The organism is Pseudomonas sp. 05N431, from assembly GCF_056397005.1.
Genome location: NZ_JBFTMN010000004.1, coordinates 599109 through 622714, shown reverse-complemented (window position 1 = coordinate 622714; position 23606 = coordinate 599109). Strand labels below are relative to the sequence as shown.

Annotated in this window: 24 protein-coding genes and 1 pseudogene; 12 read left to right on the top strand and 13 right to left on the bottom strand. The window is 59.8% G+C overall.

Annotated features, from left to right (window positions below; genetic code table 11):
• The first annotated feature begins 34 nt into the window (after positions 1–34).
• Entirely contained in the window at positions 35–517 is a 483-nt protein-coding gene (locus tag AC1DIG_RS10495) for an acyl-CoA thioesterase (RefSeq protein WP_019694342.1), read from the top strand.
• 65 nt (positions 518–582) lie between these two features.
• Here the strand turns inward: AC1DIG_RS10495 and pdxY are convergent, their stop codons facing one another.
• Positions 583–1455, bottom strand: a complete 873-nt coding sequence (gene pdxY, locus AC1DIG_RS10490) for a pyridoxal kinase PdxY (protein ID WP_477767249.1) — start codon at positions 1453–1455, stop codon at positions 583–585.
• A gap of 259 nt (positions 1456–1714) precedes the next feature.
• Between pdxY and AC1DIG_RS10485 the strand changes: the two genes are divergently transcribed.
• Positions 1715–2113, top strand: a complete 399-nt coding sequence (locus AC1DIG_RS10485) for a DUF3301 domain-containing protein (RefSeq protein ID WP_145018303.1) — start codon at positions 1715–1717, stop codon at positions 2111–2113.
• A 13-nt stretch (positions 2114–2126) separates the two neighbouring features.
• Here AC1DIG_RS10485 and AC1DIG_RS10480 read toward each other — a convergent pair whose 3' ends face one another.
• Entirely contained in the window at positions 2127–3098 is a 972-nt protein-coding gene (locus AC1DIG_RS10480) for a CobW family GTP-binding protein (RefSeq protein ID WP_477767248.1), read from the bottom strand.
• A gap of 27 nt (positions 3099–3125) precedes the next feature.
• Here AC1DIG_RS10480 and AC1DIG_RS10475 point away from each other — a divergent pair, with 27 nt between their 5' ends.
• Positions 3126–3482 (top strand): NADH:ubiquinone oxidoreductase, encoded by a 357-nt coding sequence (locus AC1DIG_RS10475; RefSeq protein WP_477767247.1) that lies wholly within the window; start codon positions 3126–3128, stop codon positions 3480–3482.
• A gap of 1 nt (position 3483) precedes the next feature.
• Here AC1DIG_RS10475 and AC1DIG_RS10470 read toward each other — a convergent pair whose 3' ends face one another.
• On the bottom strand, positions 3484–4125 hold the full coding sequence (locus tag AC1DIG_RS10470) for a DUF1826 domain-containing protein (protein ID WP_477767246.1): 642 nt from the start codon (positions 4123–4125) through the stop codon (positions 3484–3486).
• A complete protein-coding gene (gene zigA, locus AC1DIG_RS10465; protein WP_477767245.1) occupies positions 4125–5333 on the bottom strand; it encodes a zinc metallochaperone GTPase ZigA in 1209 nt (402 codons plus the stop codon). The genes AC1DIG_RS10470 and zigA overlap by 1 nt, the downstream gene beginning before the upstream one ends.
• 136 nt (positions 5334–5469) lie before the next feature.
• Between zigA and AC1DIG_RS10460 the strand changes: the two genes are divergently transcribed.
• A complete protein-coding gene (locus tag AC1DIG_RS10460; protein WP_477767244.1) occupies positions 5470–5847 on the top strand; it encodes a glutamine synthetase in 378 nt (125 codons plus the stop codon).
• Here the strand turns inward: AC1DIG_RS10460 and AC1DIG_RS10455 are convergent.
• The gene (locus AC1DIG_RS10455) at positions 5844–7055 is read right to left on the bottom strand and encodes an N-acetylmuramoyl-L-alanine amidase (RefSeq protein ID WP_477767243.1); all 1212 of its coding nucleotides are present in this window, start codon (positions 7053–7055) and stop codon (positions 5844–5846) included. The two genes, AC1DIG_RS10460 and AC1DIG_RS10455, sit on opposite strands and share 4 nt — an antisense overlap.
• 86 nt (positions 7056–7141) lie before the next feature.
• Here AC1DIG_RS10455 and folE2 point away from each other — a divergent pair, with 86 nt between their 5' ends.
• From folE2 to AC1DIG_RS10420, 7 genes are read left to right on the top strand one after another with little or no spacing between them, the layout of a single operon-like run.
• A complete protein-coding gene (folE2, locus tag AC1DIG_RS10450) occupies positions 7142–8038 on the top strand; it encodes a GTP cyclohydrolase FolE2 (protein WP_477767242.1) in 897 nt (298 codons plus the stop codon).
• Positions 8035–8703: a metal ABC transporter ATP-binding protein gene (locus AC1DIG_RS10445; protein ID WP_477767241.1), complete on the top strand. Its 669-nt coding sequence runs from the start codon at positions 8035–8037 to the stop codon at positions 8701–8703. The genes folE2 and AC1DIG_RS10445 overlap by 4 nt, the downstream gene beginning before the upstream one ends.
• Positions 8703–9569, top strand: a complete 867-nt coding sequence (locus AC1DIG_RS10440) for a metal ABC transporter permease (RefSeq protein WP_477767240.1) — start codon at positions 8703–8705, stop codon at positions 9567–9569. Before AC1DIG_RS10445 ends, AC1DIG_RS10440 begins: the two co-directional genes overlap by 1 nt.
• 11 nt (positions 9570–9580) lie before the next feature.
• Positions 9581–10465, top strand: a complete 885-nt coding sequence (locus AC1DIG_RS10435; protein WP_477767239.1) for a metal ABC transporter substrate-binding protein — start codon at positions 9581–9583, stop codon at positions 10463–10465.
• Positions 10462–11022 carry a gamma carbonic anhydrase family protein gene (locus tag AC1DIG_RS10430; RefSeq protein ID WP_477767238.1) on the top strand — a complete coding sequence of 187 codons (561 nt, stop codon included), beginning with the start codon at positions 10462–10464 and terminating at the stop codon, positions 11020–11022. Before AC1DIG_RS10435 ends, AC1DIG_RS10430 begins: the two co-directional genes overlap by 4 nt.
• 2 nt (positions 11023–11024) lie before the next feature.
• Complete coding sequence (locus AC1DIG_RS10425) at positions 11025–12362, top strand: dihydroorotase (RefSeq protein ID WP_477767237.1); 1338 nt, start codon at positions 11025–11027, stop codon at positions 12360–12362.
• A 36-nt stretch (positions 12363–12398) separates the two neighbouring features.
• Entirely contained in the window at positions 12399–13319 is a 921-nt protein-coding gene (locus tag AC1DIG_RS10420; protein WP_477767236.1) for a His/Gly/Thr/Pro-type tRNA ligase C-terminal domain-containing protein, read from the top strand.
• Here the strand turns inward: AC1DIG_RS10420 and AC1DIG_RS10415 are convergent.
• Complete coding sequence (locus AC1DIG_RS10415) at positions 13303–13824, bottom strand: DUF3617 domain-containing protein (protein ID WP_145018267.1); 522 nt, start codon at positions 13822–13824, stop codon at positions 13303–13305. The genes AC1DIG_RS10420 and AC1DIG_RS10415 overlap by 17 nt on opposite strands.
• Before the next feature lie 131 nt (positions 13825–13955).
• Between AC1DIG_RS10415 and cls the strand changes: the two genes are divergently transcribed.
• Complete coding sequence (gene cls, locus AC1DIG_RS10410; protein WP_477767235.1) at positions 13956–15395, top strand: cardiolipin synthase; 1440 nt, start codon at positions 13956–13958, stop codon at positions 15393–15395.
• Here the strand turns inward: cls and cfaB are convergent.
• The 7 genes and pseudogenes from cfaB to AC1DIG_RS10375 all read right to left on the bottom strand — a co-directional run bounded on the left by cfaB (position 15392) and on the right by AC1DIG_RS10375 (position 23588).
• Positions 15392–16579 carry a C17 cyclopropane fatty acid synthase CfaB gene (gene cfaB / locus AC1DIG_RS10405; RefSeq protein ID WP_477767234.1) on the bottom strand — a complete coding sequence of 396 codons (1188 nt, stop codon included), beginning with the start codon at positions 16577–16579 and terminating at the stop codon, positions 15392–15394. The two genes, cls and cfaB, sit on opposite strands and share 4 nt — an antisense overlap.
• 84 nt (positions 16580–16663) lie before the next feature.
• Positions 16664–16786: pseudogene (locus AC1DIG_RS10400) on the bottom strand (HvfC/BufC N-terminal domain-containing protein); the annotation flags it as partial.
• 167 nt (positions 16787–16953) lie between these two features.
• A complete protein-coding gene (locus tag AC1DIG_RS10395) occupies positions 16954–18864 on the bottom strand; it encodes a cation-translocating P-type ATPase (protein WP_477767233.1) in 1911 nt (636 codons plus the stop codon).
• Positions 18861–19919, bottom strand: a complete 1059-nt coding sequence (gene hflK, locus AC1DIG_RS10390; protein ID WP_477767232.1) for a protease modulator HflK — start codon at positions 19917–19919, stop codon at positions 18861–18863. Before hflK (AC1DIG_RS10390) ends, AC1DIG_RS10395 begins: the two co-directional genes overlap by 4 nt.
• Complete coding sequence (gene hflC / locus AC1DIG_RS10385) at positions 19916–20965, bottom strand: protease modulator HflC (RefSeq protein WP_477767231.1); 1050 nt, start codon at positions 20963–20965, stop codon at positions 19916–19918. Before hflC ends, hflK (AC1DIG_RS10390) begins: the two co-directional genes overlap by 4 nt.
• Positions 20962–22935, bottom strand: a complete 1974-nt coding sequence (gene hflK, locus AC1DIG_RS10380; protein ID WP_477767230.1) for a protease modulator HflK — start codon at positions 22933–22935, stop codon at positions 20962–20964. The genes hflC and hflK (AC1DIG_RS10380) overlap by 4 nt, the downstream gene beginning before the upstream one ends.
• A gap of 179 nt (positions 22936–23114) precedes the next feature.
• Positions 23115–23588, bottom strand: coding sequence for an Lrp/AsnC family transcriptional regulator (locus AC1DIG_RS10375; RefSeq protein ID WP_054594814.1), 474 nt, complete (start codon positions 23586–23588; stop codon positions 23115–23117).
• Positions 23589–23606 lie beyond the last annotated feature (18 nt).

Here is a 23606-nt window from a genome sequence, read left to right as displayed (position 1 = left end):
CGCAATCCCAGCCTTGAACCGTGAGTAGTGTGCTATGGAACCCGGAAACGCCCAGCTGTCGATGACGGTATTGATGACCCCCGACATGGCCAACTTCTCTGGCAATGTCCACGGCGGCACCCTGCTCAAATACCTCGACGAAGTCGCCTACGCCTGCGCCAGCCGTTATGCCGGACGCTACGTGGTAACCCTGTCGGTGGATCAGGTGATCTTTCGCGAACCGATCCATGTCGGTGAGCTGGTGACCTTTCTGGCTTCGGTCAACTACACGGGCAATACCTCGATGGAGGTCGGCATCAAGGTGGTGACCGAGAACATCCGCGAGCGCTCGGTGCGTCACACCAATAGCTGCTTCTTCACCATGGTCGCGGTCGACGATCAGCGTAAGCCGGCGGCTGTCCCACCGTTGCAACCGCAGAACAGCGAAGATAAACGCCGATACGCCCAAGCCAAACAGCGTCGGCAGATTCGTCAGGAACTGGATCAGCGTTATCGCGAAATCAAGGCTGACGCCTGACACCGCACAGATCGCAGTCTCTGTAGAAACTACCGCAGGCTGCGATCTTTTGCTCCGCGACGCCGTTACAAACTGATCGCCGTCGCCTCGAACTTCACCCGAGGATGGGCAATACGGTCCTGGGCCCGCACCAGTTCCAGCTCGTAGCTCGCGCTGGCCTGGGTTTCCAGCAGCACTTCATGCACTGCGGACGCCGCAAACTCAAAGGCCGCGACCAGGCTGTCACCCAACAACACCCGCGCCAGGAACAGGCCCGACGTCAGGTCGCCCACGCCCACCGGCTGACGTGGAAACGCCAGCAATGGACGACGCAGATGCCAACTGCCTTCGGCCGTCACCAGCAACATCTCGAAGCTCTCCGGCAACTTGCCGGGATAGTCCAGATGCTTGACCAGCACCGCCTTCGGGCCACGCGCCAGCAGCGCGCGAGCCATCGCCAGGCAATCGAACAATGACTGCGGCTTGCGACCGGAGAAACTGTCCAGTTCCAGCTGATTCGGGCACATGAAATCCGCCACCGCCGCCGCTTCTTCCAGCAGGAAGTCGCTGACTTCAGCCGGTACGATGCAGCCTTTCTCCGCATGCCCCATCACCGGATCGCACAGGTACAAGGCGCTGGGGTTGATCGCCTTGATTCGTGCCACGCCGCTGAGGATCGCCCGCCCTTGTGCGGCACTGCCCAGATAACCGGACAGTACGGCGTCGCAGTTGCCCAGCTCACCAATCGCCGCGATCCCTTCTACCAACTCGGGAATCTGCTGCGGCGCCAGCACCTCACCGGCCCACTGGCCGTATTGAGTGTGGTTGGAAAATTGAACGGTATTGAGTGGCCAGACGTTCACCCCGACCCGCTGCATCGGGAAAACCGCGGCGCTGTTGCCGGCGTGACCGAAAACCACGTGGGACTGGATGGCGAGCAGATGAGGAGTACGTTTCATGCGGGATTTCCGTAAAACGATTGAAATTCGAGCCGCGCAGTATGCGACTAAAAAGGCTGTGTGAAAACGTAGCGAGCGAAGGCAAGACAAGGCAAAAACAGGCGAGGAAGCGGAGTTTACGGGTTGTAAATGAGCATTCCGAGCCTGTTTTTAACGCAGTATTGCCGAGCGCAGCAGTTTTCACACTGCCTTTAAACGGAGCCTGTACGACAGACTAGGGACACAGTTAAGCTGACACTAATTCGTTGGAGCACTGTTCATGCTGACCCTTGGAAATATCTTCGTGCTGATGCTGCTGGCGACCGGTGCCGCCTGGCTGTGGCACAACCATGGCTTGCGCGAGCGGGCCCTGGAACGGGTCAAGCGGCATTGCGCCAAACTCGACATCGAATTGCTCGACGGCAATGTGGCGTTGAAGAAAATCGGCTTCGTGAAGGACGCCAACGGGCGGCGACGTCTGGCCCGTGTGTATAACTTTGAGTTCACTGTGACTGGCGAAACGCGTCACGTGGGCACCATCACCCAATTCGGTGCCCACAGCGCACAGATCGAATTGGCACCCTACCCGATTCCGCTCGAGGAAAAACCTGTGCTGCCCAGCGCCGAGGTGATCGAGCTGAGTCAATGGCGCCAGGACCACAACAAGCTGCGTCACTGAGCCCTGAACCGCGTTAAATCGGGCTCACGCGGCAACTCGCAAGCTTCCTCTGCAGTGATTCGACATCCTGCGGCTTATCGAAAATCAGCTCGATGCGCGAGTCCTGACGCCATTCACTGGGTTGCCAGCGCAGCGCGGCGTTATCCAGTGAATTGGCCGACACCCAACCCTCGGCGCTGTGGATAATCAGTTTGGCCCGTCGCCAATCCAAAGCCGCCAGGCAAGCCTGGACCCGAGAAAGTTCGAACGACTGACTCGGGTGCCAACGCCAACCAATGCTCCAGCCACCTTCCTGCCGCTGACTCAGGCAAATCGGCTGCGTCGGATCAGTCCAGACTGCCGGCATCTGCGCCAGACCTTTAGGCACTTTGAAGTTATCCACACCCTCGACCGCTCGACTGTGCACGCCCGGCAAGTCACTCAATGCCAGAGCGCCCTGCTGCGTCCAATACAGCGGGCATTCCGGCAACTGCGCGGTGATGCGCTGGCGATCTTCATCGTTCAGGTGCTCCGCCTTGTTCAACAGCAACAGACCCGCGCTTGGTAGCGCTTGCTGTTGCGCCTCTGGCAGTGATTTTCCGTCGGCCAGTGCTTGAGCGTCGAGCACCAGGACGCTTGGCTGAATCGCCAGTACGCCCTGCCACGGCGCTTCACTTAATTGCTTGAGCAATTGCGCCGGATGTCCCAGCCCCGAGGGTTCGATAAACAAGCGGTCCGGCCGTGATTTGCGCAATAACCGCCCGAGGCCGATCTGAAACGGCGCACCATTCACGCAACACAAACAGCCGCCAGCCACTTCTCCCAATGCGATACCATCGGCGCCCGTGGTCAGCAACGCGGCGTCGAGACCGATCTGACCAAACTCGTTGATCAGCACCGCCCAGCGCTCGTTCGCCGGCCGCTGCGTCAGCAGATGTTTGATCAGGCTGGTCTTGCCGGCGCCTAACGGTCCGGCGATGACGTGAGTAGGAATGTTCTGCAACATGTTCGGCAGCTTCTAGGGAGGAAAAGGATGCGACTGATCGGCTTGTCGTTGCTGTTGGCCCTCGCTTCGGGCGAGGCGTTGGCCCAGGCCTGCGTGGTTCACAGCCAGGCGGAACGGCTCGACGTCAAAGTCTGTCAGCAAAACCGCAACATCCCGGAGAAAATGTTCCATGACGGCTTCTGCCAGCCCAATCTCGCGGGGCAGAAAGTCGACGTCGCATTCCTCGAGCAATGCCCCAGCGGTGCCTTCGGTGTGTGCAGCAACGCTCAAGTCGCCAATATGCCTTACCGCCAGGATATTCACTATTACGGCGTGGCCACAGACGCGGCGTACCTGAAGCCGTATTGTGAAAGCCAAAGCCAGGGCGCTTGGCTCACGCCTTGAATCAACCGAGCCAGTCGAGAGTCAGGATCAGCCGGCGCTCACCCGATGCGGGTTGCGGTGAACGATGAATCAGCCCGAAACCCTCGTTGCCGTGCCACTTCTCACCCTTGAGCAGCGCCACTTCACCACAGAGCATTTGTTCACAGTCCTGCGGCTCGGCCTCCGCTCTGGCCAGATTCTTACGATCCATGGCGCCCTCCCTGAGCCACTGACTGCCGATGCCGGCGTAGGTAGTGATCAGCCGCACCGGCACATGATCGACATGAAAACGCGGGCACATGGCGTTATCCAGCACCCGCAAACGCAAACCGATACGCGTCGCGCCCAGCAGGCAGGCAAATGCGCTGACCAGCCATGAAACATCGGCGATAAACCCTTCGTAACCCTCCAGATCACTGAAGCTTTCGGCCAGGCCACGCAGATTGGGTTCAGCGTCGTCAGTCGCCAATTCCACCACCAACGACTCGGCCAGCGGCTCGTTCAGCGATAACAGCAATGCGCCGAAGTCAGCAATATGTGCCGGCAAACGACGCTGCCAGAGCGCCAGGTTGGTGCCGTCTTGAAGTATCTGCGTGAAGACGTCAGGGGTTTGCCCCTGTACCTGGCGAACCACCGGCTGCGCTTTCAGACTCGGCGCCAACATCAGGCCGCCTCCTCTTCGAGCCATGGACCAAACGGGTCAGCCATCAGGCGCCAACCTTCGACGCCCAGAGACATTTCGTCATCGTCGAGCAGACAGTTGTCGAGGTGCGCAGTGAGTTGGGCGAAGTCGATGTTCTGGCCGATGAACACCAGTTCCTGGCGGCAATCACCCGTGGCCGGGGTCCAGTTTTCCATGATCGCCGCGGTACTTTCCTGATCCTGCGGCCACTGTGTTTTCGGCACAAAACGCCACCAGCGGCCAGCGAACCCGTGACGCATCAAACCGCCGGCCTGGGACCAGCTACCGGCGTCCTGATGCTTGCTGGCCAACCAGAAAAAACCCTTGGAGCGCAGCAGTTTTCCATTCACCCACGGTCGATTGATGAAGTTGAAAAAGCGCTGCGGATGAAACGGTCGACGTGCCCGATAAGCCATTGAAGCAATGCCGTACTCGGTGGTTTCCGGCACATGTTCGCCGCGCAATTCCTGCAGCCAGCCCGGTGCCTGGGAGGCTTTTTCAAAGTCGAAGCGGCCGGTGTTGAGGATTTGTTTCAGCGGCACTTCGCCCATGACCATCGGGATGATCTGCGCCTGAGCGTTGAGACGTTTGAGGATCGCGATCAACTCTTCGCGCTCGGCGCTGCTGATCAGATCGATCTTGCTGATCAGCAGCACGTCGGCGAATTCGATCTGCTCGATCAACAAATCCGTGATCGAACGCTCGTCTTCTTCGCCAAGGGTTTCACCCCGTGATGCGAGGCTTTCGGCGGCCTGATAATCGAGCAGAAAGTTCATCCCGTCGACCACTGTGACCATGGTGTCGAGCCGCGCAATGTCGGCCAGGCTTTGGCCTTCCTCGTCGCGAAAGGTGAACGTTTCCGCCACAGGGAGAGGTTCGGAAATACCGGTGGACTCGATCAGCAGGTAGTCGAAGCGACCGTCCCTGGCCAGTTTGCTGACCTCTTCCAGCAGGTCTTCGCGTAGGGTGCAGCAGATGCAGCCGTTGCTCATTTCGACGAGTTTCTCTTCGGCGCGGTTCAAGGTGACATCGCGCTGAACTTCGCTGCCGTCGATGTTGATTTCGCTCATGTCATTGACGATCACCGCGACCCGCAGGTTCTCGCGGTTGCGCAGTACGTAGTTGAGCAGCGTGCTTTTGCCGGCGCCGAGAAAGCCGGACAGCACGGTAACGGGGAGACGATTGGGCATCAGGTGTTTCTCATCAGGAGTGGCCGGTCAGGCGATCATTAATGTTATAGTATAACAACACAAGGACGCCAATTCCCTCTTGCTCCCAGCGACGAAGGACGCAATGCTTGAGCCCGTTCGCACCAAGAGAAAGCCCATGCACAACGCCTTGAAATGCACACTGTTGAGCCTTTCGCTGTTTGTCGCAGCAGACGCCTGCGCACAGGCATCGAACCTGGCGAAGTGCACGCGCAGCGCCAATCTGCTGGCCTGCGTAGACCCGGACGGCAACACTTACAGCGTCGCCACGGCGGGCAGCACGACCTACATGCGCGGATTTGAAGTGAGCGGTAAACGCTATTGGGCGCAGACCAGCAGCCGTTATGGCCAACTGACGTTCTTCACCGGCCTGGCGTCGGATGGAGAAGCCTGGGTCGGCTACAGCCGCCGCGTTGGCTGGACCACCCTCAATCGGTTTTCCAGCTCTGGCGGTTCCAGCGGCAAGTTCACCTGTAGCCGACTGACGGGCTGCTAGACCTGCGATTTTTGCTGCGACTGCTGCCAGGCCATATAACTGTTCAGCGGCGGATTCTTCTGAAAATAGCGCTGCAAACCTTCAAAAAGACCGTCGGCTACCGCCTTTTGATGCCGCACCGTCACCAGCCTCTGGCTGTCGCGGGCGTTGGAAATGAAGCCGGTCTCGACCAGGATCGATGGCACATCCGGTGACTTCAGCACCGCAAATCCGGCCTGTTCCACGCGTTTCTGATGCAACGTGGTAATCCCCGCCAAGCTGCCAAGTACCGTGCTGCCAAGCTGCAAACTGGCGGCGATGGTGGCGTTCATCGACATGTCGAGAATCACCCCGGCGAGCATCGGATCCTTGTCCTTCAAGTTGAGCAGACTGCTCGCCCCCAGCAAGTCGGCACCGTTTTCCCGTTGCGCCATGAAGCGCGCCGTGGCCGAAGTTGCGCCACCTTCGGACAATGCGTAAACCGAAGCGCCAGAAGCCGTGAGCCGTGGCGCCGCGTCAGCGTGCACCGAGATGAACATGTCGGCCTTGTGCGTACGGGCGATCTCCACACGCTTGCGTAACGGCACGAAGAAGTCGTCGTTGCGCACCAATTTCACATCGAAACCTTTTTCGCGCTTCAAACGCTTGGCCAGCAATTGTGCGATGGACAGCACCACGTCTTTCTCGCGCTCACCTTTGGCGCCAATTGCGCCGGGGTCCTTGCCGCCATGCCCGGGGTCGACTACGACAATGATGTCGCGCTTGGGGTGAGCCTTGTCAGCCGGTGTTTCTCGCTGGACCAAAGGTGCCGCCGCAGCGATCTGCACAGGCGCGGCGTTAAGCAGATCGAGCACCAGACGATGGCCCTGCCCGTCCTGTGGCGGCAGTTGAAAACTATTGAGCCGCACCGGACCGGTAAGGTCGAGCACGATCCGCGTATCGTCTTGTCCGAAGTGCCCGGAACGGATCGAACGAATCACCGTGTTGGTGAGCGCCAATTGGCTGAAGTCACCGCTGAGCTGCGCACCGCTCAAGTCGATGATCAGTCGCTCGGGCGCGCTCAACGAGAAGGTTTTGTACTGCACCGGTCCGCTCAGATCGAGTACCAGGCGAAGCTTGTCATCCGAACGCCAGAGCCGTGCATTGCGGATCTGCGTCGCCGACACGCCGAAGGGTAAAACCAGCGCAGCGCTGGCCAACAACAGGTTGAGCAATTGTCGCCTGTGCATAGTGAAAGACCGCTCGAGAAAAAGGTATCGTCGACTGTATTGTTATACTATAACATGGCAAAATATTTCCAACGATGGACCTGCTCATGAATGCGCTGACTTTGCCGGATATCGCCGCGCAGGCCTCACGCCAAGCCTTGCCACTCGAATGGGTGGGCATGTGCGGCATTGCTCTTCCTGTTGTATTCGACGGCCAGCGATTGAGCGCAAAAGCCGACGCGGGCGTCAGCCTCGATGATGGCGAAGCGCGTGGCATTCATATGTCGCGGCTGTATCTGGCGCTGGAAATGCTTGAGCAGGAAAGCCTCACCCCGGCGTTGTTGCGGCAAGTTCTGCAACGTTTCCTCGACAGCCACGAGGGTTTATCCAATGCCGCTTACCTGCGCATTCACGCTGATTTACTGCTCAAACGCCCAGCCTTGATCAGCCCTTTGGCCGGCTGGAAAAGCTATCCGATCAGCATCGAAGCGCGTTTGGAAAACGCAGTGTTCCACGTGGAACTTAAAATTGACGTTTCTTATTCGTCCACTTGCCCCTGTTCAGCTGCGCTTTCGAGACAACTTATTCAGCAGCAATTCATCGATGACTTTGCCAACAAGCCGTTGCAGCACGCCGACGTTTTGACTTGGCTCGGATCATCAAAAGGCATCGTCGCAACGCCCCATAGTCAACGCAGCAGTGCGCAATTGCGGCTACGACTGGATGACTATCTGGACGATCTGCCCTTGATCGCCGCAATCAATGATGCCGAAGCCGCACTCGGCACCGCCGTTCAAACCGCAGTAAAGCGTGCCGACGAACAAGCCTTCGCTCTTGCGAATGGCCAAAACCTGATGTTCTGCGAAGACGCTGCACGACGCTTGAATCTGGCGTTGAAACGCTCTCCCGGCATCAAGGCATTTCAATTGCGCGTGGTTCACGCTGAAAGTCTGCACGCCCACGATGCGGTCGCCGAAAGTCGTTGGAACTGGGAGGCCGCATGATTCGCTGCCAAGGACTCCGCTGGGGTGCACCCGGTCAACCACTCACTCCCGCCCTCGATTTAGATTTACCCAGCGGTAGCCTGACCGCGGTAATCGGTGCCAATGGCTCGGGCAAAAGCAGCTTGCTGAAAGTCATCGCTAGTCTGCAAAAGCCGCTGGCGGGCAAAGTTGCTCTCGACGTTTCACCACGGGGTGGCTTGTCTTTTTTGCCACAACAACAGCACCTCGACCGACAGTTCCCCATCAGCCTGCAAGAGCTGGTGAGCGCTGGATTCTGGGGTAGTAAACAAACGCCGGACGTTCGCCGCCAACGCCTCGACAACGTACTGAATGACTGGTGTCTGAGAGGCCTGGAGCAACGCCCATTGATGGCGTTGTCAGGAGGGGAATTGCAACGCGCCCTGCTCGCTCGTCTGAGCCTCGCCGAAGCGCCGCTGTTGCTGCTCGACGAACCTCACGCCGCACTGGACGAACTCGGCCAGGCGCTGCTGTGGAAACACATCCACACCTGGCACAACGAGGGTCGAACCCTGGTCGTTGTGTGTCATGACCTGGCTGCGGTTCGCCAACACATTCCTCAAGCATTGCTGATCAAAAAGACGGGCTGCGTCCTGGCGCCAAGCCATGAGCTGATCCTCCAGCAACCACACACGCAGGTGGCGTAATGCTCGTCGCTGCGCAACTTTGGCAACCGTTCCACGAATTCGTGTTCATGCGCCGAGCCCTCATCGGCGGTCTGGTGTTGGCTTGCAGCACCGCACCGCTGGGGGTGTTCCTGATCCTGCGACGCATGAGTCTGATCGGCGATGCCGTGGCTCACGGCATCCTGCCCGGTGCCGCGTTAGGGTTTTGGTTTGCCGGTTTGAGCTTGCCGGCGCTGACCATCGGCGGCCTCGGCGCCGGCCTGAGCATGGCCGGATTGGCGGCATGGATTACCCGCCGCACCGGCCTTCGGGAAGACGCCAGCCTGGCGGCGATCTACCCCATTTCGCTGGCCAGCGGCGTGCTGATCCTGGGGATCGCCGGCAAACGCCTTGACTTGCTCCACCTGTTGTTCGGCTCGGCATTGGCCGTCGACGGCCCGACATTAACCGGCATGCTCTGGGTCTCAGGAATCAGCCTGATCGCCATGGCGCTGATCTATCGGCCACTGCTGCTGGACACCCTAGACCCGTTGTTTCTGCAAACCGTCAGCCGTCTCGGTCCTTTAGCGCACGGCGTGTTTTTGACCCTGGTGGTGCTGAATCTGGTGATCGGCTTCCAGGCCATCGGCGCGCTGATGGTAGTCGGTTTGATGATGTTGCCGGCCGCCGCTTCACGCTTCTGGAGTCGTCGCTTGCCAATGTTGATGGCCATCGCCGGGCTGCTCGGCTGCCTCTCGGTATGGCTCGGTTTGTTGCTGTCGTTCTATTACTCGCTGCCCAGCGGCCCGGCCATCGTGCTGGTGGCCGGCACGTTGTACTTGCTGTCCGTGGTGTTCGGTCCGGTGCACGGATTACTGCGGCGCCCGCCTTTGCTCACATCCCAATGAGGTGTTTCCCGATGCGCGCTCTACTTGTGCTGTTCAGTGTGTGGTTGTCGATGTCGTTATCAATGGCATCGGCAGCAGAAAAACTGCCGGTGGTCACCAGCTTCAGCATCCTTGCCGACATGGTTCATCAGGTCGGCGGCGAGCACATCCAAATCACCAACATGGTCGGCCCGGACGCTGACGCTCACACCTACGAGCCCACTCCGGACGACGCCAAGGCCCTGCTCAAGGCCAAACTGATCTTCAAGAACGGCCTCGGTTTCGAGCCATGGCTGGACCGCATGGTTGCCAGCACCACCACCAAAACCCCGGTGATCACCGCCAGCCGCGGCGTGATCCCCAGGACAATGGAAGAGGACGGCGAGCCCCTCCCCGACCCACACGCCTGGCACAATCTGGCGAATACCGAACTGTATGTGAACAACATCACCAAGGCGCTGATCGCCGCAGACCCGGCGAACAAAGCCGACTACGAACACAACAGCCAGACCTACCTGAAACAGATCTACCGCCTGCTGGCCGAAGCCAAGGCCAAGCTCGGTGCATTGCCACCGGGCAACCGCAAGATCGTTACCTCTCATGACGCCTTCGGTTATCTGGGTCAGGCGTACGGCATTGACTTCATGGCACCTCAAGGCTTGTCCACCGAGCGTGAACCCTCTGCCGCTGAGGTTGCTGCATTGATCACCCAGATCCGTCAGGCCAAGGTCAAAGCGGTGTTCATGGAAAACATCAAGGACGCCCGCCTGCTCAAGCAAATTGCCGATGAAAGCGGCGCGCACATTGGCGGCACCCTGTACTCGGATGCACTCGCCGCCGAAGGTCCGGCCAGCACCTTTGCCGGGCTGTTCGAATACAACCTCAACACCCTTTACGACGCCTTGAGCAAACCATGATCCGCAAAAACCCGTCCGGCGATTTGCCGCGGATTGCCGAATCCGCCTACGTCGATAAAACTGCGATCATCTGCGGCAAAGTAGTGATTGGAGAGAACGTCTTCGTCGGTCCCTATGCGGTAATCCGCGCCGATGAAGTCGACGATTCGGGCGAGATGGAACCGATCACCATCGGCGCCAATTCGAACATTCAGGATGGTGTGGTGATCCACTCCAAATCCGGTGCAGCGGTGACGATCGGCGAGTTCAGTTCCATCGCTCACCGCTCCATCGTCCATGGCCCGTGCACCGTTGGGAACCGGGTGTTCGTCGGTTTCAACAGCGTGCTGTTCAACTGTGCGGTGGGCGACGGCTGCGTAGTGCGGCACAACTCGGTGGTCGACGGGCGAGACTTGCCGGCCGACTTCTACGTGCCGTCCACCACACGCATCGGCCCCAAGACCGACTTGTCGCAGTTCCCGCCGGTCAGCGTCAGCGCCTCGGAGTTTTCCGAGGACGTGGCGCGCACCAACGTCGATCTGGTGCGTGGCTACAAAGCCCTGCAGAACGAGTTTTGAGCATGAACAGCGTGCTGATTCGCAACGCCCGACTGGTCAACGAAGGCCGTGTGTTCGACGCCGATCTGTTGGTGGATCACGGGCGCATCGTGAAGATCGCCAGCAGCATCGAAGGTGAAAACGCGACGCTGGAAATCGACGCCAACGGCCAATGGTTGCTGCCGGGAATGATCGACGACCAGGTGCACTTTCGCGATCCGGGTGCACCGAACAAAGGCAGCATCTATACCGAGTCGCGGGCGGCCGTGGCAGGTGGCATCACCAGTTTCATGGACATGCCCAACACCCGACCGGCAACCCTGACGCTCGATGCACTCGCCGAGAAAAAGCGCCGGGCAGCGATCCACTCAGTGGCCAATTACGGCTTTCACTTCGGCGTCAGCAACGACAACCTCGACACCGTCGCAGCACTCAACCCCTGCGAGGTCGCCGGGGTCAAAGTGTTCATGGGCGCCTCCACCGGCAACATGCTGGTGGACGACCCGAAGATTCTTGAGCGGCTGTTTGCCGAGGTTCCGACGATCCTGCTGGCCCATTGCGAACACACGCCAAGCATCCAGACCAATGAAAACCACTTCACTGAACTGCTCGGGGAGAACATTCCCGCTGCGGCTCATCCGCTGATTCGCAATGCCGATGCGTGCTTTCGCTCATCCTCAATGGCGGTCGATCTGGCCAAACGACACGGCACTCGATTGCATGTTTTGCACCTGACCACTGCTCGCGAACTGGCCTTGTTCGAAGACAAGCCATTGACGGAAAAACGCATCAGCGCCGAAGTCTGTCTGCATCACTTGCTGTTCGATGATCGCGACTATCCGCGCCTGGGTAATCTCATCAAGTGCAACCCGGCGATCAAGACTCAAGCTGACCGCGATGCACTACGCCAGGCGCTGCTCAGCAACCTGCTGGACGTCATCGGCAGCGACCACGCGCCCCACACCTGGGCCGAAAAACAAATGCCCTACCGACTGGCGCCTTCCGGATTGCCGTTGGTGCAGCACGCCCTCCCCGCGTTGCTGGAGCTGGTGGCCGATCAACGGATTCCACTGACCACCCTGGTGGCCAAAACCAGCCATCGAGTGGCCGATCTGTTCGCCATCCCGGATCGCGGTTACCTGCGCGAAGGCTATTGGGCCGACCTCGTTTTGATCAAACCCGAGCCTGCCGGAAAGGCTGTTTCCCGGCAGCCGATTCTCGCTCAATGCGGCTGGACACCCTTCGCCGGGCAGCGTTTTCGACACAGCGTCAGCACGACATTGGTTTCGGGGCAAATTGCCTGGCACGCCGAACGTCTAAATGAAGACTGTCAGGGTTTGCCCTTGCGGTTTATGCGTTGAATTGCGTTTTGCATGAAACACCCAGGATAACTGACGATGATTCACATAACCCTGCCTGACGGCTCGCTGCGCGAGTACGACCAACCGCTCTCGGTATTTGAAGTTGCGGCGAGCATCGGTATTGGCCTGGCTAAAGCGGCGGTCGCCGGCCGGGTGAATGGCACGCTGGTGGATTGTGCATTCGTGATCAGTCAGGACGCGCGGGTGAACATCGTCACACCGCAGGAACCGGAAGGTCTGGAGATCCTTCGCCGGTCTTGCATGCGCTTGTTGGCGATGGCGATCAGGCAGCTCTATACCGAGGTAAAGCTGTACGCAGGTGCGGTTGTCGGTGATGGTTTTTACTGTGAATTTACCCACGAACAATCGTTACAGCTTGACGACCTGAAGCTGATCGAAGCGCGGATGTACGCCCTGGCAACCACCAACCACTCGATCAATCACGTGCTGTCGCGATCTCGGCTGGGGAACCTCGAAGAGCTGGGTGATGGTCCGTACGTACCTTCAACCAGAGTATTGCAGGCGTTCACCCTGGCCCATCTTTGCGGAACATCGCGACAACGGATTTACGGCGTGTGCTGGGCCAATCAGCAGGAGCTCGATGAATGGCGAGCCCCACAACAGGTAGTCGTCGTGAACATCGATGAGCGTCAGATCGGCTACGCGCAGTCAGTCACCGAAGCGCTGCGTCGCGCTGGTTTTCGCGCCAACTCGGATGTGCGCAAGAAAAATATCGGGAACAAGATTCGCCACCACACTCTGCTGGCGGTGCCCTACTTACTGGTGATCGGTGACAAGGAAATGGACGGCGGATTCGTCAGTTTGCGCAGCGGCAAGGGCGAGGATTTTGGGCGGATGAGTGTTGAAGCGGTGTGTGAGCGGCTGCGGATCGAAGTGGACGCTGTCGCTGGCAAGGCCGCAGCCTTGCCAGCGATAGAGATCAGGCGCGAGGTTTGACCGTCCCGCAATCCTGTCCCAGCCACACGGCGCGCGTATCCATGCTGCCCTTTTGCTGAATGCCGGTGGCGTTGAACGTGCCGTTGACCGTGGTGTTGAATTCACGGTCGCTAAGGAACGTAGCAACGCCGGCGCCCTGGGCTTTCGGACAGCTGAAGCGGAATTTCCACTGGTTGCCACTGCGGTCGGTGACCTGCTGTGTGCAACCTGACTGCGGGTCTTGCAGGGGAATGGTATCGGATTGAACCTGGGCCTGGGTCAGGCAGACACGAATCCCTTTACCGCCCATGGTGATGCCTTGTTTCTCCAGCGCGGCCTTTTGTGCCGGCGTCATCTGGCTGCCCAACTGGCTAAGGATCAACTGCAGATCCGGCAGGTTCTGGTCATCGACCTTCATGTTGCTTGAGGTCAATTCCCACAAACCCGGTTGCAGCATCTGCGCCTGAGCGACCACAGGAAGAGACAAGCCAACAGCCATGGCCAAACCCAGCAGACGTACGTTCATCGAGTAACTCCTAGACATTAGTGGCCGTTAGACGTCGCCAATCTACTTCGGTTGCATGTCTAATTAAATAGCGACATTCGGCGTGGAACATGGTCTGTTAAGCATTGAATTGTCAGGAGCACGGTTGCCCCATGGATTTTTTTGGACCCCATCTTTTCGCTTATCTGATCGCGCTGATCCACTCTCTGGGCACGATCGCTGCCATTCATGCCGTATTGACCGTCAGGACTGCTCAAGGCTCGATTGCCTGGGCCTTGTCACTGGTCTTCATACCTTACCTGACGCTTATCCCTTATCTGGTCTTCGGTCGCAGCACCTTCGACGCTTATATCAAGGCTCGTCGGCAGGCCAACGAAGAAATGCACAAGGCCATCGCCGACCTGAACTGGCGTCCGTGGATCGAGGAAGCGCTGACCGCCCGCGCCTCCAAGGCCTACGCCTCGTTGCGGGCGATGCCGAAGCTGGGGCGGATGCCGTGCCTGGCAAACAATCGGGTGCGCCTGTTAATCAACGGCCAGGCAACCTTTGACGCGATTTTCGAAGCGATCCGTGCCGCCCGCGAAGCCGTGTTGATTCAGTTTTTCATCGTCCATGACGACCAACTCGGCCGACGCCTGCAAACACTGCTGATGGAGAAATCAGCGGAAGGCGTCGCTATTTACCTGCTCTACGATCGGATCGGCAGCCACTCCCTTCCTCACAGCTATGTTCAACCCTTGCGCGATGCCGGGGTGCAGGTCGAAGCGTTTGCCACACGCAGTGGCTGGCTCAATCGATTCCAGGTGAACTTCCGTAACCATCGCAAGATTGTCGTGGTCGACGGCGTGCAGGGATTTGTCGGCGGGCATAACGTCGGTGACGAATACATGGGCCAGAAACCACCGCTGGCACCCTGGCGCGATACGCACATTGCTGTCAGCGGCCCCGTGGTGGCGTGCATGCAGGAGTCGTTCGCGGAAGACTGGTTCTGGGCCTCCCGAAAACTGCCACCGCTGATATTGCCACAGAGCTACCCCGATGACGGCGTGCTCTGCCAACTGCTGGCCAGCGGCCCGGCGGACCCTCATGAAACCTGCTCACTGTTTTTCGTTGAAGCCATCCAGTCCGCAACCGAACGCGTGTGGATCACCAGCCCGTATTTCATTCCCGATGAAGCGGTGTTTGCCGCGCTACGCCTGGCCGTGCTGCGCGGTGTCGATGTGCGGCTTCTGCTGCCATCGCGACCGGATCACCGGATCGTCTATGCCGCCTCCAGCCTGTACGCCTTCGAAGCCGTACGCGCCGGGGTTCGGGTGTTCCGTTACCAGCCGGGCTTCCTGCATCAGAAGGTTGTGTTGATCGACAGTGAGATCACGGCCATCGGCAGTGCAAATCTGGACAATCGTTCGTTCAGGCTCAACTTCGAAGTGATGCTACTGACCGTCGACAGCGATTTCGCAGGTTTGGTGGAACACATGCTCAACGACGATTTCGCCCAGGCTCACGAAATCGCCAAAGGCGAAAGCCGGAAGACCCACCGCCTGCAACAACTTGGCATGCGGGTCGCCCGGCTTATCTCGCCGATCCTTTAAGGGTTGTAGATGTCATCACGCGTCCACGGTAGCTCATGGCTGCCGTCGGCGTGGGTCTTGACCGCGAGGATCTGGTGCAAGTTGATCCAGCCCCGCGCGAACGCATAGGCGCAGCCTGCCAGATACAATCGCCAGATCCGCAACGCCTGCTCCGGTACCTCTTTGGAAGCGGCTTCAAGGTTGTCCTCCAGCCGCTCGCTCCAGTGATCCAGTGTGCGGGCGTAATGCAGACGCAGGCTTTCGACGTCGACGATCTCCAGCCCCGCTTCACTGATCTCGGCCGAAATCATCGACAGGTGCGGTAATTCTCCGTTAGGGAATACGTAGCGCTCGATGAAATCGCCAGCTCCCCGTCCGACCGGCCGGCCATCCGTGTGCTTGGCGGTAATGCCATGGTTCATCACCAGGCCGCCTTCACGCACGGCACCGAACAATGTCTTGCAGTACTCCGCCAGGTTGGCGTGCCCGACGTGTTCGAACATGCCGACACTCACGATCTTATCGAACCGCCCATCCTGAGGCAGATCGCGGTAATCGAGCAGTTGTAGCTCAACCTGATCTTGCAAACCTTCAGCGATCACCCGTTCCCGGGCCAATGCCAACTGCTCCTTGCTCAGGGTGATGCCAAATACTTTCACCCCGAATTCCCGCGCCGCATAACGCGCCAACCCTCCCCAGCCGCAGCCGACATCCAGCAGGTACTCGCCGGGTTGTAGCCGTAGTTTGCGACACAGGTGGCGGAATTTTGCTTGCTGGGCCTGTTCCAGGGTTTCGCTGCCGGTTTCGAAGTAAGCGCAGGAATACGCCATGTCACTGTCGAGCCAGAGCTGATAGAACGCATTCGAGAGGTCGTAGTGATAGGAAATCGCCGCCGCGTCGGTGGCTTTGTCATGGGCAGAACGGACCGGCTGATTGCCGTCAGCGTCATCCAGCAACGCTTGGCTCCACTCATCACATACCCGGATGACGTCGCTGATCTGGCCTTCAAGTTCGAGCTTGCCCTCAACGAAAGCGGCGCCCAACAGGTCGAGGCTTGGGTGGGTGAATTGAGACACCATTTGTGGGTCCTTGACCACAATCGTAACGCTGGGCGCAGGGCCCAGATTGAATTCATGGCCGTCCCAGAGTCGCAAGCGAAGCGGTAATTGCAGATTCTGTAAGGCCGGTGGCAGTTGCGCGAGCATGAATAGTCCCCCTTGTTTCAGACGTCTGATTTGAGGGTAGACCATTGTGGAAAATTAGCTGGCTATCGATTTAATAGCCTTTTCCTATGAGTCACGACGGAGCAACAAACTGTCGTAAACCCACTGTTTCAGCCAGGTGACGGCCTGAAGAGGTGCGCCCTCTTCACAGTTGACTGTCAATTGTGCGCACAGTTCGGCGACGCTGTAGCAGCTGGCGAAGCCTGCGTTCGGCTGCGCAGCAGTCGTGAAATCAGGGTGCGCGGTACGTCAGGCAGACCATGGGGTAGCACTTACGACTGCTGCGCAGCCGAACGCAGGCTTCGCCAGCTGCTACAGGGTCGCGTAACGGCTTATTAGCTGGCCGGCATTAAGCCTCAACCCTCTTCTTTCAGCTTCAGCAGCGGCTCCTGGAACCGCAGCAAACGCCCGGCATTGCCCAACACCAGCAACGTGCTCAGGTTATGCAGGACCGCAGCAATCATCGCCCCTGCCGCTCCCAGCCAGCCAAACGCGGCGAACGCGACGATCGCCAGCGTCCAGCCCAGACCGATGATCACATTGACCTGCAAGGTCTGCCGGCACTGGCGGCTCAAGCGCACGCAGGTGCCGAGTCGCCGCAGATCGCTGCCGATCAACACGATGTCGGCGGAGGCCAATGCGATGTCCGCACCGCCCGCCCCCATCGCCACTCCAACCACGCCAGCCTTGAGCGCCAACGAATCGTTGATGCCATCGCCAACCACCATCGGCCGGAAACCATTGTCGATTTCAGTCAGGACGCGGTTGAGCTTGTCTTCCGGCAAGGCTTGCGCCTCGACATCGCTGATGCCGACTTCATGGGCCAGGCTGTGGGCGACGCTTTGTCGATCACCCGTCAACAACAACTGCCGGCCAAGGCCCAGTTCGCGCAGTTCTCTCATGGCAAAACGCGCTTCCGGTTTGACACTGTCAGCCAGCAACAACCACGCGAGGAAACGTCCATTCAATGCCAGGCCGGCAATCGGCCCGTCATGCTCCGGCACCGTCGAGGTGGCGATGCCCAATTGCGCAAACAGCTCGGGTCGGCCGAGCGCCGCTTCACCCTGTTCGGTCATCGCCACCACACCCAGGCCCTGACGTTCACGAATGTCTGATAGCAGCAGGAAATGCTCCTGAGTGACCAGCCCGGCCAACGCCCGACTGACCGGGTGGCTGCTGGCCGAGCCGAGGCTGGCGGCCAGTTTCAGCAACGTGCCGCGGTCCTCGACCGGGCTGTCGATCGACTGCAAACGCAACGTCCCAAATGTCAGGGTGCCGGTCTTGTCGACCACCAATGACGTCAGGTCCGCCAACTCTTCGAGGAACGCCGAGCTGCGAATCAGGATGCCATGGCGCGCAGCCACCGCGATCCCGGCAATCGCCGTGGCCGGGGCCGACAGCACCAATGCACATGGGCACGCGGCAACCAGTACCGCGAGCATTGCTTGCGCATCATTGGTGACGAACCAGGTCACTGCGGCCAACAGCAACACCAGCACCATGTAGCTGCCGGCATAGCGTTCCAGCAATCGGGTGATCGGTGGCTTGGAGCGCTCGGCGCTTTGCATCAGCGCAATGACTTTGCCGAGGGTCGATTCGTTGCCGGTGCGGGTCACTTCCAACCGCAGCAAACCATCGAGGTTGATCGCCCCGCCGAATACCTGCATGCCGACGGTGGCCTCAAGCGGCACCGACTCACCGGTAATCGGCGCAGTGTCCAGGCTCGCTTGACCGGACAACACCCGCCCATCCGCTGGGACTCGATCGCCTGCGCGCACTTCGACGATGTCTCCAGCCTTCAGCGTAGCGTTGTCGATTTCGATAATCGAGCCATCGGCCTGAACCTTGCGCGCGTGGCTGCGCGTCAGACGGCCCAGCGCATGGATCGCTTCCTGAGAGCCAATCACGCTGCGCTCTTCCAGCACGTGGCCGAAGATCATGATGATCGGCAACAAAGCCGCGGTCAGCAGATCGCCCGTCGCCCAGGCGCCCATCATCGCCAAGGCGATTAGTTGATCGGTGATCCCGTGCAGGCTCGGGTAACGCAGGCTGTACCAGGCCGAACGCATGACCGGAACGGCCACCAGCAACGAAGCCAACCCGAGCAATAACTGGCTGACACCGGTTTGCTCCGGCGACAACCAACGCCAGACCAGCCCCAGGCCGAGCAAGCCCAAAGCGAGCATCGCCAGGGTCAACTGGCGTGCAGCACTGCGTTGTTCGGCCGTGCTGAGCATGCTTGGCGCGGCGGCAGTTTGAGTTGTCATTGTTCGGCTCCCTGAATGATCAGGCGGGAATCGTCTTTAGGGTTGACCGTCGTAACCGAGCCGGCCTGACCGAGAATTTTCGGCATACGCTCGCGATAGATCCGCAGGAGCATTTCCGGGTCGCTGCCCTTCTGCTGCGCTTGCGCCAAACTGAGCACCGTAGCGGTGTCGGCCGACGCTTTGGCCAGGCGTTCGCTGGCTTGAGCATGAGCGACTTGCAGTGTGCGGTCAGCTTGTTGGGTCGCGGTCTGAGTGAGTTTTTCGGCTTCAGTACGTGCGTTCGCCACGGCCTTATCCGCCTGCTGACTGGCGGTCAGTACCGCGTTGAAAGCATTGACCGCAGGTTCGGGCAGACTCGATTGCACGTCGACCCGGGCGACCTCGATGCCCAGTCCCAGCCCCGTCGCAGCCAGCTCGGCCAAGCGTTGATTGATCCCTTGCACCAGATCACCGCGCAGACGCTCGCGACGTTCGGCGGCCTGATTGTCGGCACCGATCAACTCCGGTCGAGCGACCAGAATAGTGTCCAGGTCTCGTGCAGCCGTCAGCGCCACCGCACTGCGAGTCACCAAACGGTCCAGCGCCGGCAGCACATGTTCACCCTGCAGGACGAAGGCGTAAGGCTCGGTCACTTTGTAAAACACCCGAACGTCCAGTTGCACCACGCCCGAATCGCCAGTGAGCAAATACCCAGAGCCGGCCAGCGCATCGCTCAGTGGGTTGGCGAAACTCGCCACACGCTCACCTTGCAGCGCAGCATCAGAGCGCAGCAGATTTTCCACCCGCCGTTCGATCACCCGATCCGCCGCTGGCAACAAAATCACCTGTTCGAACGGACGCGGCCACGCCAACAGCAAGCCGGCGTTCTGGATGCGATCCAGTGCGCCAAAGTGCAACACCACGGCGCGATTCTGCGGATCAATCTGCCGCACATTGGAGAAAGCCCAGGCCAACGCCGCCAACACCGTTACCGCATAGAGCGCGAGAAATGCCAGACGCCCGGCCTGAACCCACGGGCTGTCGAGTTCATTTGTTCCACGTGGAACCACACTCATGGCTGCGACCCAGACTTGTTATCCAGCGTCGGCGGTCCATCAACCAACACCCGGAATGGTGCAGCATCGGTACGCAGAATCAACTTTGTGCCCGGCTTTACCATCGTGTCCAAGGTGTCCAGCGAACGCAGCAAGTTGTACAACTGCGGCGAACCCGCGTAAGCCTTGCCGTAGATTTGCGCAGCTTCAACCCGTGATTGGGCCTCGATATCCGCAGCCTTCACCGTGGCGTCGGCCTGGACAATCCGCGCATCGCGCTCGGCGGCTGAGCGGATTTGCGCCGCCTCTCGCTTGCCGATGGCCGTGCGTTCGGTGGCAATGGTTTCACGCTCGGCGCGCATACGATCGACGGTGGCAGTCAGGGTCACTGACGGCAATGTCAGCCGTTCGATACCCACTTGCAGCACACGCACGCCGTAAGTGGTCAGCAGTTGTTGATCGATCTGCTTGCGCAGTTGCGCCTCGAAATCAGCGATATGCACCTGGTTGGCGTCAGTGTTCACCAGGTTGGCCAGATCGAAGCTGCTGGTAGTGGTTTCCAGCGCGGAGCCGACAAACGTACGAATCTGCCGCGCCGCTTCGTCCGGTTGGTTCTGCACCGCGCGCATGAAGCGCTGCACATTATCCGGATCACCCTGCACCTGCCACGCGACATAGGCCTGAACAATGATCCGCAAACCATCGCGCGTGCCCACGTCCTGCAAACCGCTGGAGGTGGTGCGCAGTCGAAGGTCGACCGGAATCGCTGCTTCGAACGGTGTCGGCCAGCGCCAACCGAGGCCAGGTTCCAGCAGCACCCGCGAAGGATTACCGAAACGGGTAATCACCGTCGCCTCGCCCGAGCGCACTTGCACCAGACTGGCCGCTGCAACGGCAAACAGCACCAGCAGCGCCGCCCAGCCCATGCGTCGCCACGGGAACGGGCCCGCCTCTTGCGGGTCGCCATGGTGATGATGGTGGTGGCCGTGATGATGCCCGCCATGGCCATGGTCGTGGCCGGCGTGGTCGTGATGATCATGCGGCTCGTGGGAATGCGACGGGCTCAATTGGCGGCTCCTGACTGAACGGGTTGACGTGACGGCGAAGTGTCAGTCGGTAAGGTGGCGGGTAACGTGTAACTGCGCAGGTCGATGGTCGGTGTATTGTTGCCGCCCAGACGATGGTCGAGGACCAGTACTTTGGCGTTGGCTAATCCTTGGCTCAGTTGTGCGAAATATTGCTCCAGCACAAAGGCCCGACCGGCTACGGCGTAGGCTTTGCGCTCGGCAGCGAAGCGCAGATCGGCGGCCTCGGCCGTTGCGTTGACTTCGCGGGCCGTGGCCAGCGCCTGGTCATGGGCGACACTGGCCTGCAATTGCGCCTGATTGGTCTGCTCGGCAGCCGCGCCACGTTCGCGCGCGATCAACGCTTGCGCGCCGATCTGCGCCGCTTGCACGCCGTGATAGGCGTTGGCAGCTCCAGCCGGCGGGTGAATGGCTTCGACAACCGTGGCGAGGATTTCCACACCGCTGTCGAGTTTCTGCAAATCGGCCTGCACCGCACGACCAATGTCTTCGGCAAGCCCTACCCGATCGGCCCCAAGCAAACCGTCGAGGGTCCGCGAGGCAAAATCGTGCACCAGAATCCGGCTGGCGGTGCTGCGAATCAGCGTCGGGACATCGGCGCTGTTGTAGGTAGCCGCCAACGCGGCCTGATCGCTCAAACCAATGCGGTAGACAAAACGCACGTCCATGTTGACGATCTGGAAGCTCTGTTTATCGTTGCTGCTGCTGGCAATCACCTGGGACTTGTCATTCACGTGGCTGGCGTCCCATAGCCGGTTGGCAATGGCCGGCGCGGGCCCTTCCGCAGGGTCGGCCACCGTCGCCGCTGGCGCGTCACCGACGCTGGTCGCCAATTCGTGAACCACGCCATTTTCGATGCTCAGCACCCGCCCCAACGGCCAAGGCAAACCGGCATGCAAACCCGGGCCAAACACCTGAACCGGCTTGCCAAAGCGCTCGTAGATCCCCCGCCCTTGCAGCGGTATTTCATGAATCCCGGTGAGCAGCCAACCCACGAACAGCACCACGCTCAGCACAGGCAAGAAAGCCCGACGCATGTAAGTGAAAGCCCAGATCTGCCGCAGATCGATGCCAAAGCGGTTATGCAATTCGTGCTGCAACGCCAACAAAGGTTGTGGCGGCCAGCGCAACATGTCCGCGACAAAACTGCGCGCCAGCAACGTCGGTTCGAGCAGATCGCGACGAGGACTGAACAACGACAACACTGCACGCAGCAACAACTCTGCGGCGACCAGCCCCGGCAGTAGACCGATCAATACCGCCAGGCGCACCGGCCAGATGGCGGTTTCGCTGCTGAACAACAGGCAGAATGCGCCGGTCACCAGACAGATGATCGCCACGCGAGTGAGCTGCGCCAACTGCCCGGCTTCGGGCCATTCAGCAGGATTTTCCTGAGTCAGTTGGCGTTCGCACACCAGCAAACCGAACGCCAGCAGCAACGAAATCGCCGCCCCAACGCTGGCCGAAAGGCCCAGTGCAGCGGCGGGTAATGTCAGGTTCCAGAATTGTTCGAGGCTGAACATCGCCAGCAATGACCAACCGGCCAGCCACAACGTCGGTGCGCCGATCTGCGCCAGCAAGCCGACCCAGCGCTCACCCACTCGCGCCAACAGTCGCTCATACCAGCCGAGCGCCTCGGTCTGTTCGGCCGGTTCTGCAGCCAGAACAACCGCCGGTTCAACCAGCGCCCTCGCCCGCCATTGGGTGATCCACCACGCTGATTGCAAACCGGCCACGACGACGATCAACGCCGAGGACTGACTGACCAAGAGTGGCGCCCAGAGCGATTGCGGTGCAAACAGCCCGACAAAAAACGCCAACAACAACCCTGCTGCTGCGAGACTCGCCAGGCCGATGCCCACCCGCTTCAACCGACGTCCGTGAAACACCGCCTGCTGAAAACGCGGCAGTCCTTCCACGTTCGCCCCCTCAGCCTCCAGATCGACTTGCATACCACCTCAGTACTTGTTGTTACGTGAGCCAGGCCTGTGGATAAGTCGTCAGGCCGTTGCATTTTTTGCAAATCGTTACGATATAACGATGGTAGTGAATTTCTGGCTCCCCGCCCATCGCCCAACCGGCACAAATGATGAAGCAGAAAGATAAAGCGTAGCCGGGCTGTGCAACGGCATCAGCTCGGCAAATGCCCCAGCGGCAGTGGCCCTGGGGTTTTCACCGTATGAATTGCGAAGTTGCTGCGAATATCACTCACGCCCGGCAACTTGAGCAGGCTGCCGGTCAGAAAGCGCTCATAACCGCGCAAATCCGGCACCACCACCTGCAGCAGAAAATCCGATTCGCCTGACACCAGAAACGCAGAAATCACCTCGGGCAAAGCCGTTACCGCCAGACGAAACGCTTCGGCCTCTTCGTCGTTGTGGCGCTCGACCTTGACCCCGACAAACACGGTCAGCCCCAGCCCCACTTCGTCGCGATCCAGATTCGCTTGATACCCGCGAATCACCCCGGCCTCTTCCAGCATCCGCACCCGGCGCAGACACGGCGAAGCGGACAGGCCGATCTCGTCCGCCAGTTGCACGTTGCTCAGGCGACCGTCGCGTTGCAGCGCGGCAAGGATTCGGCGGTCGTAGGCGTCCAGTTTCATGGTTTGGCAGTTCCCGAC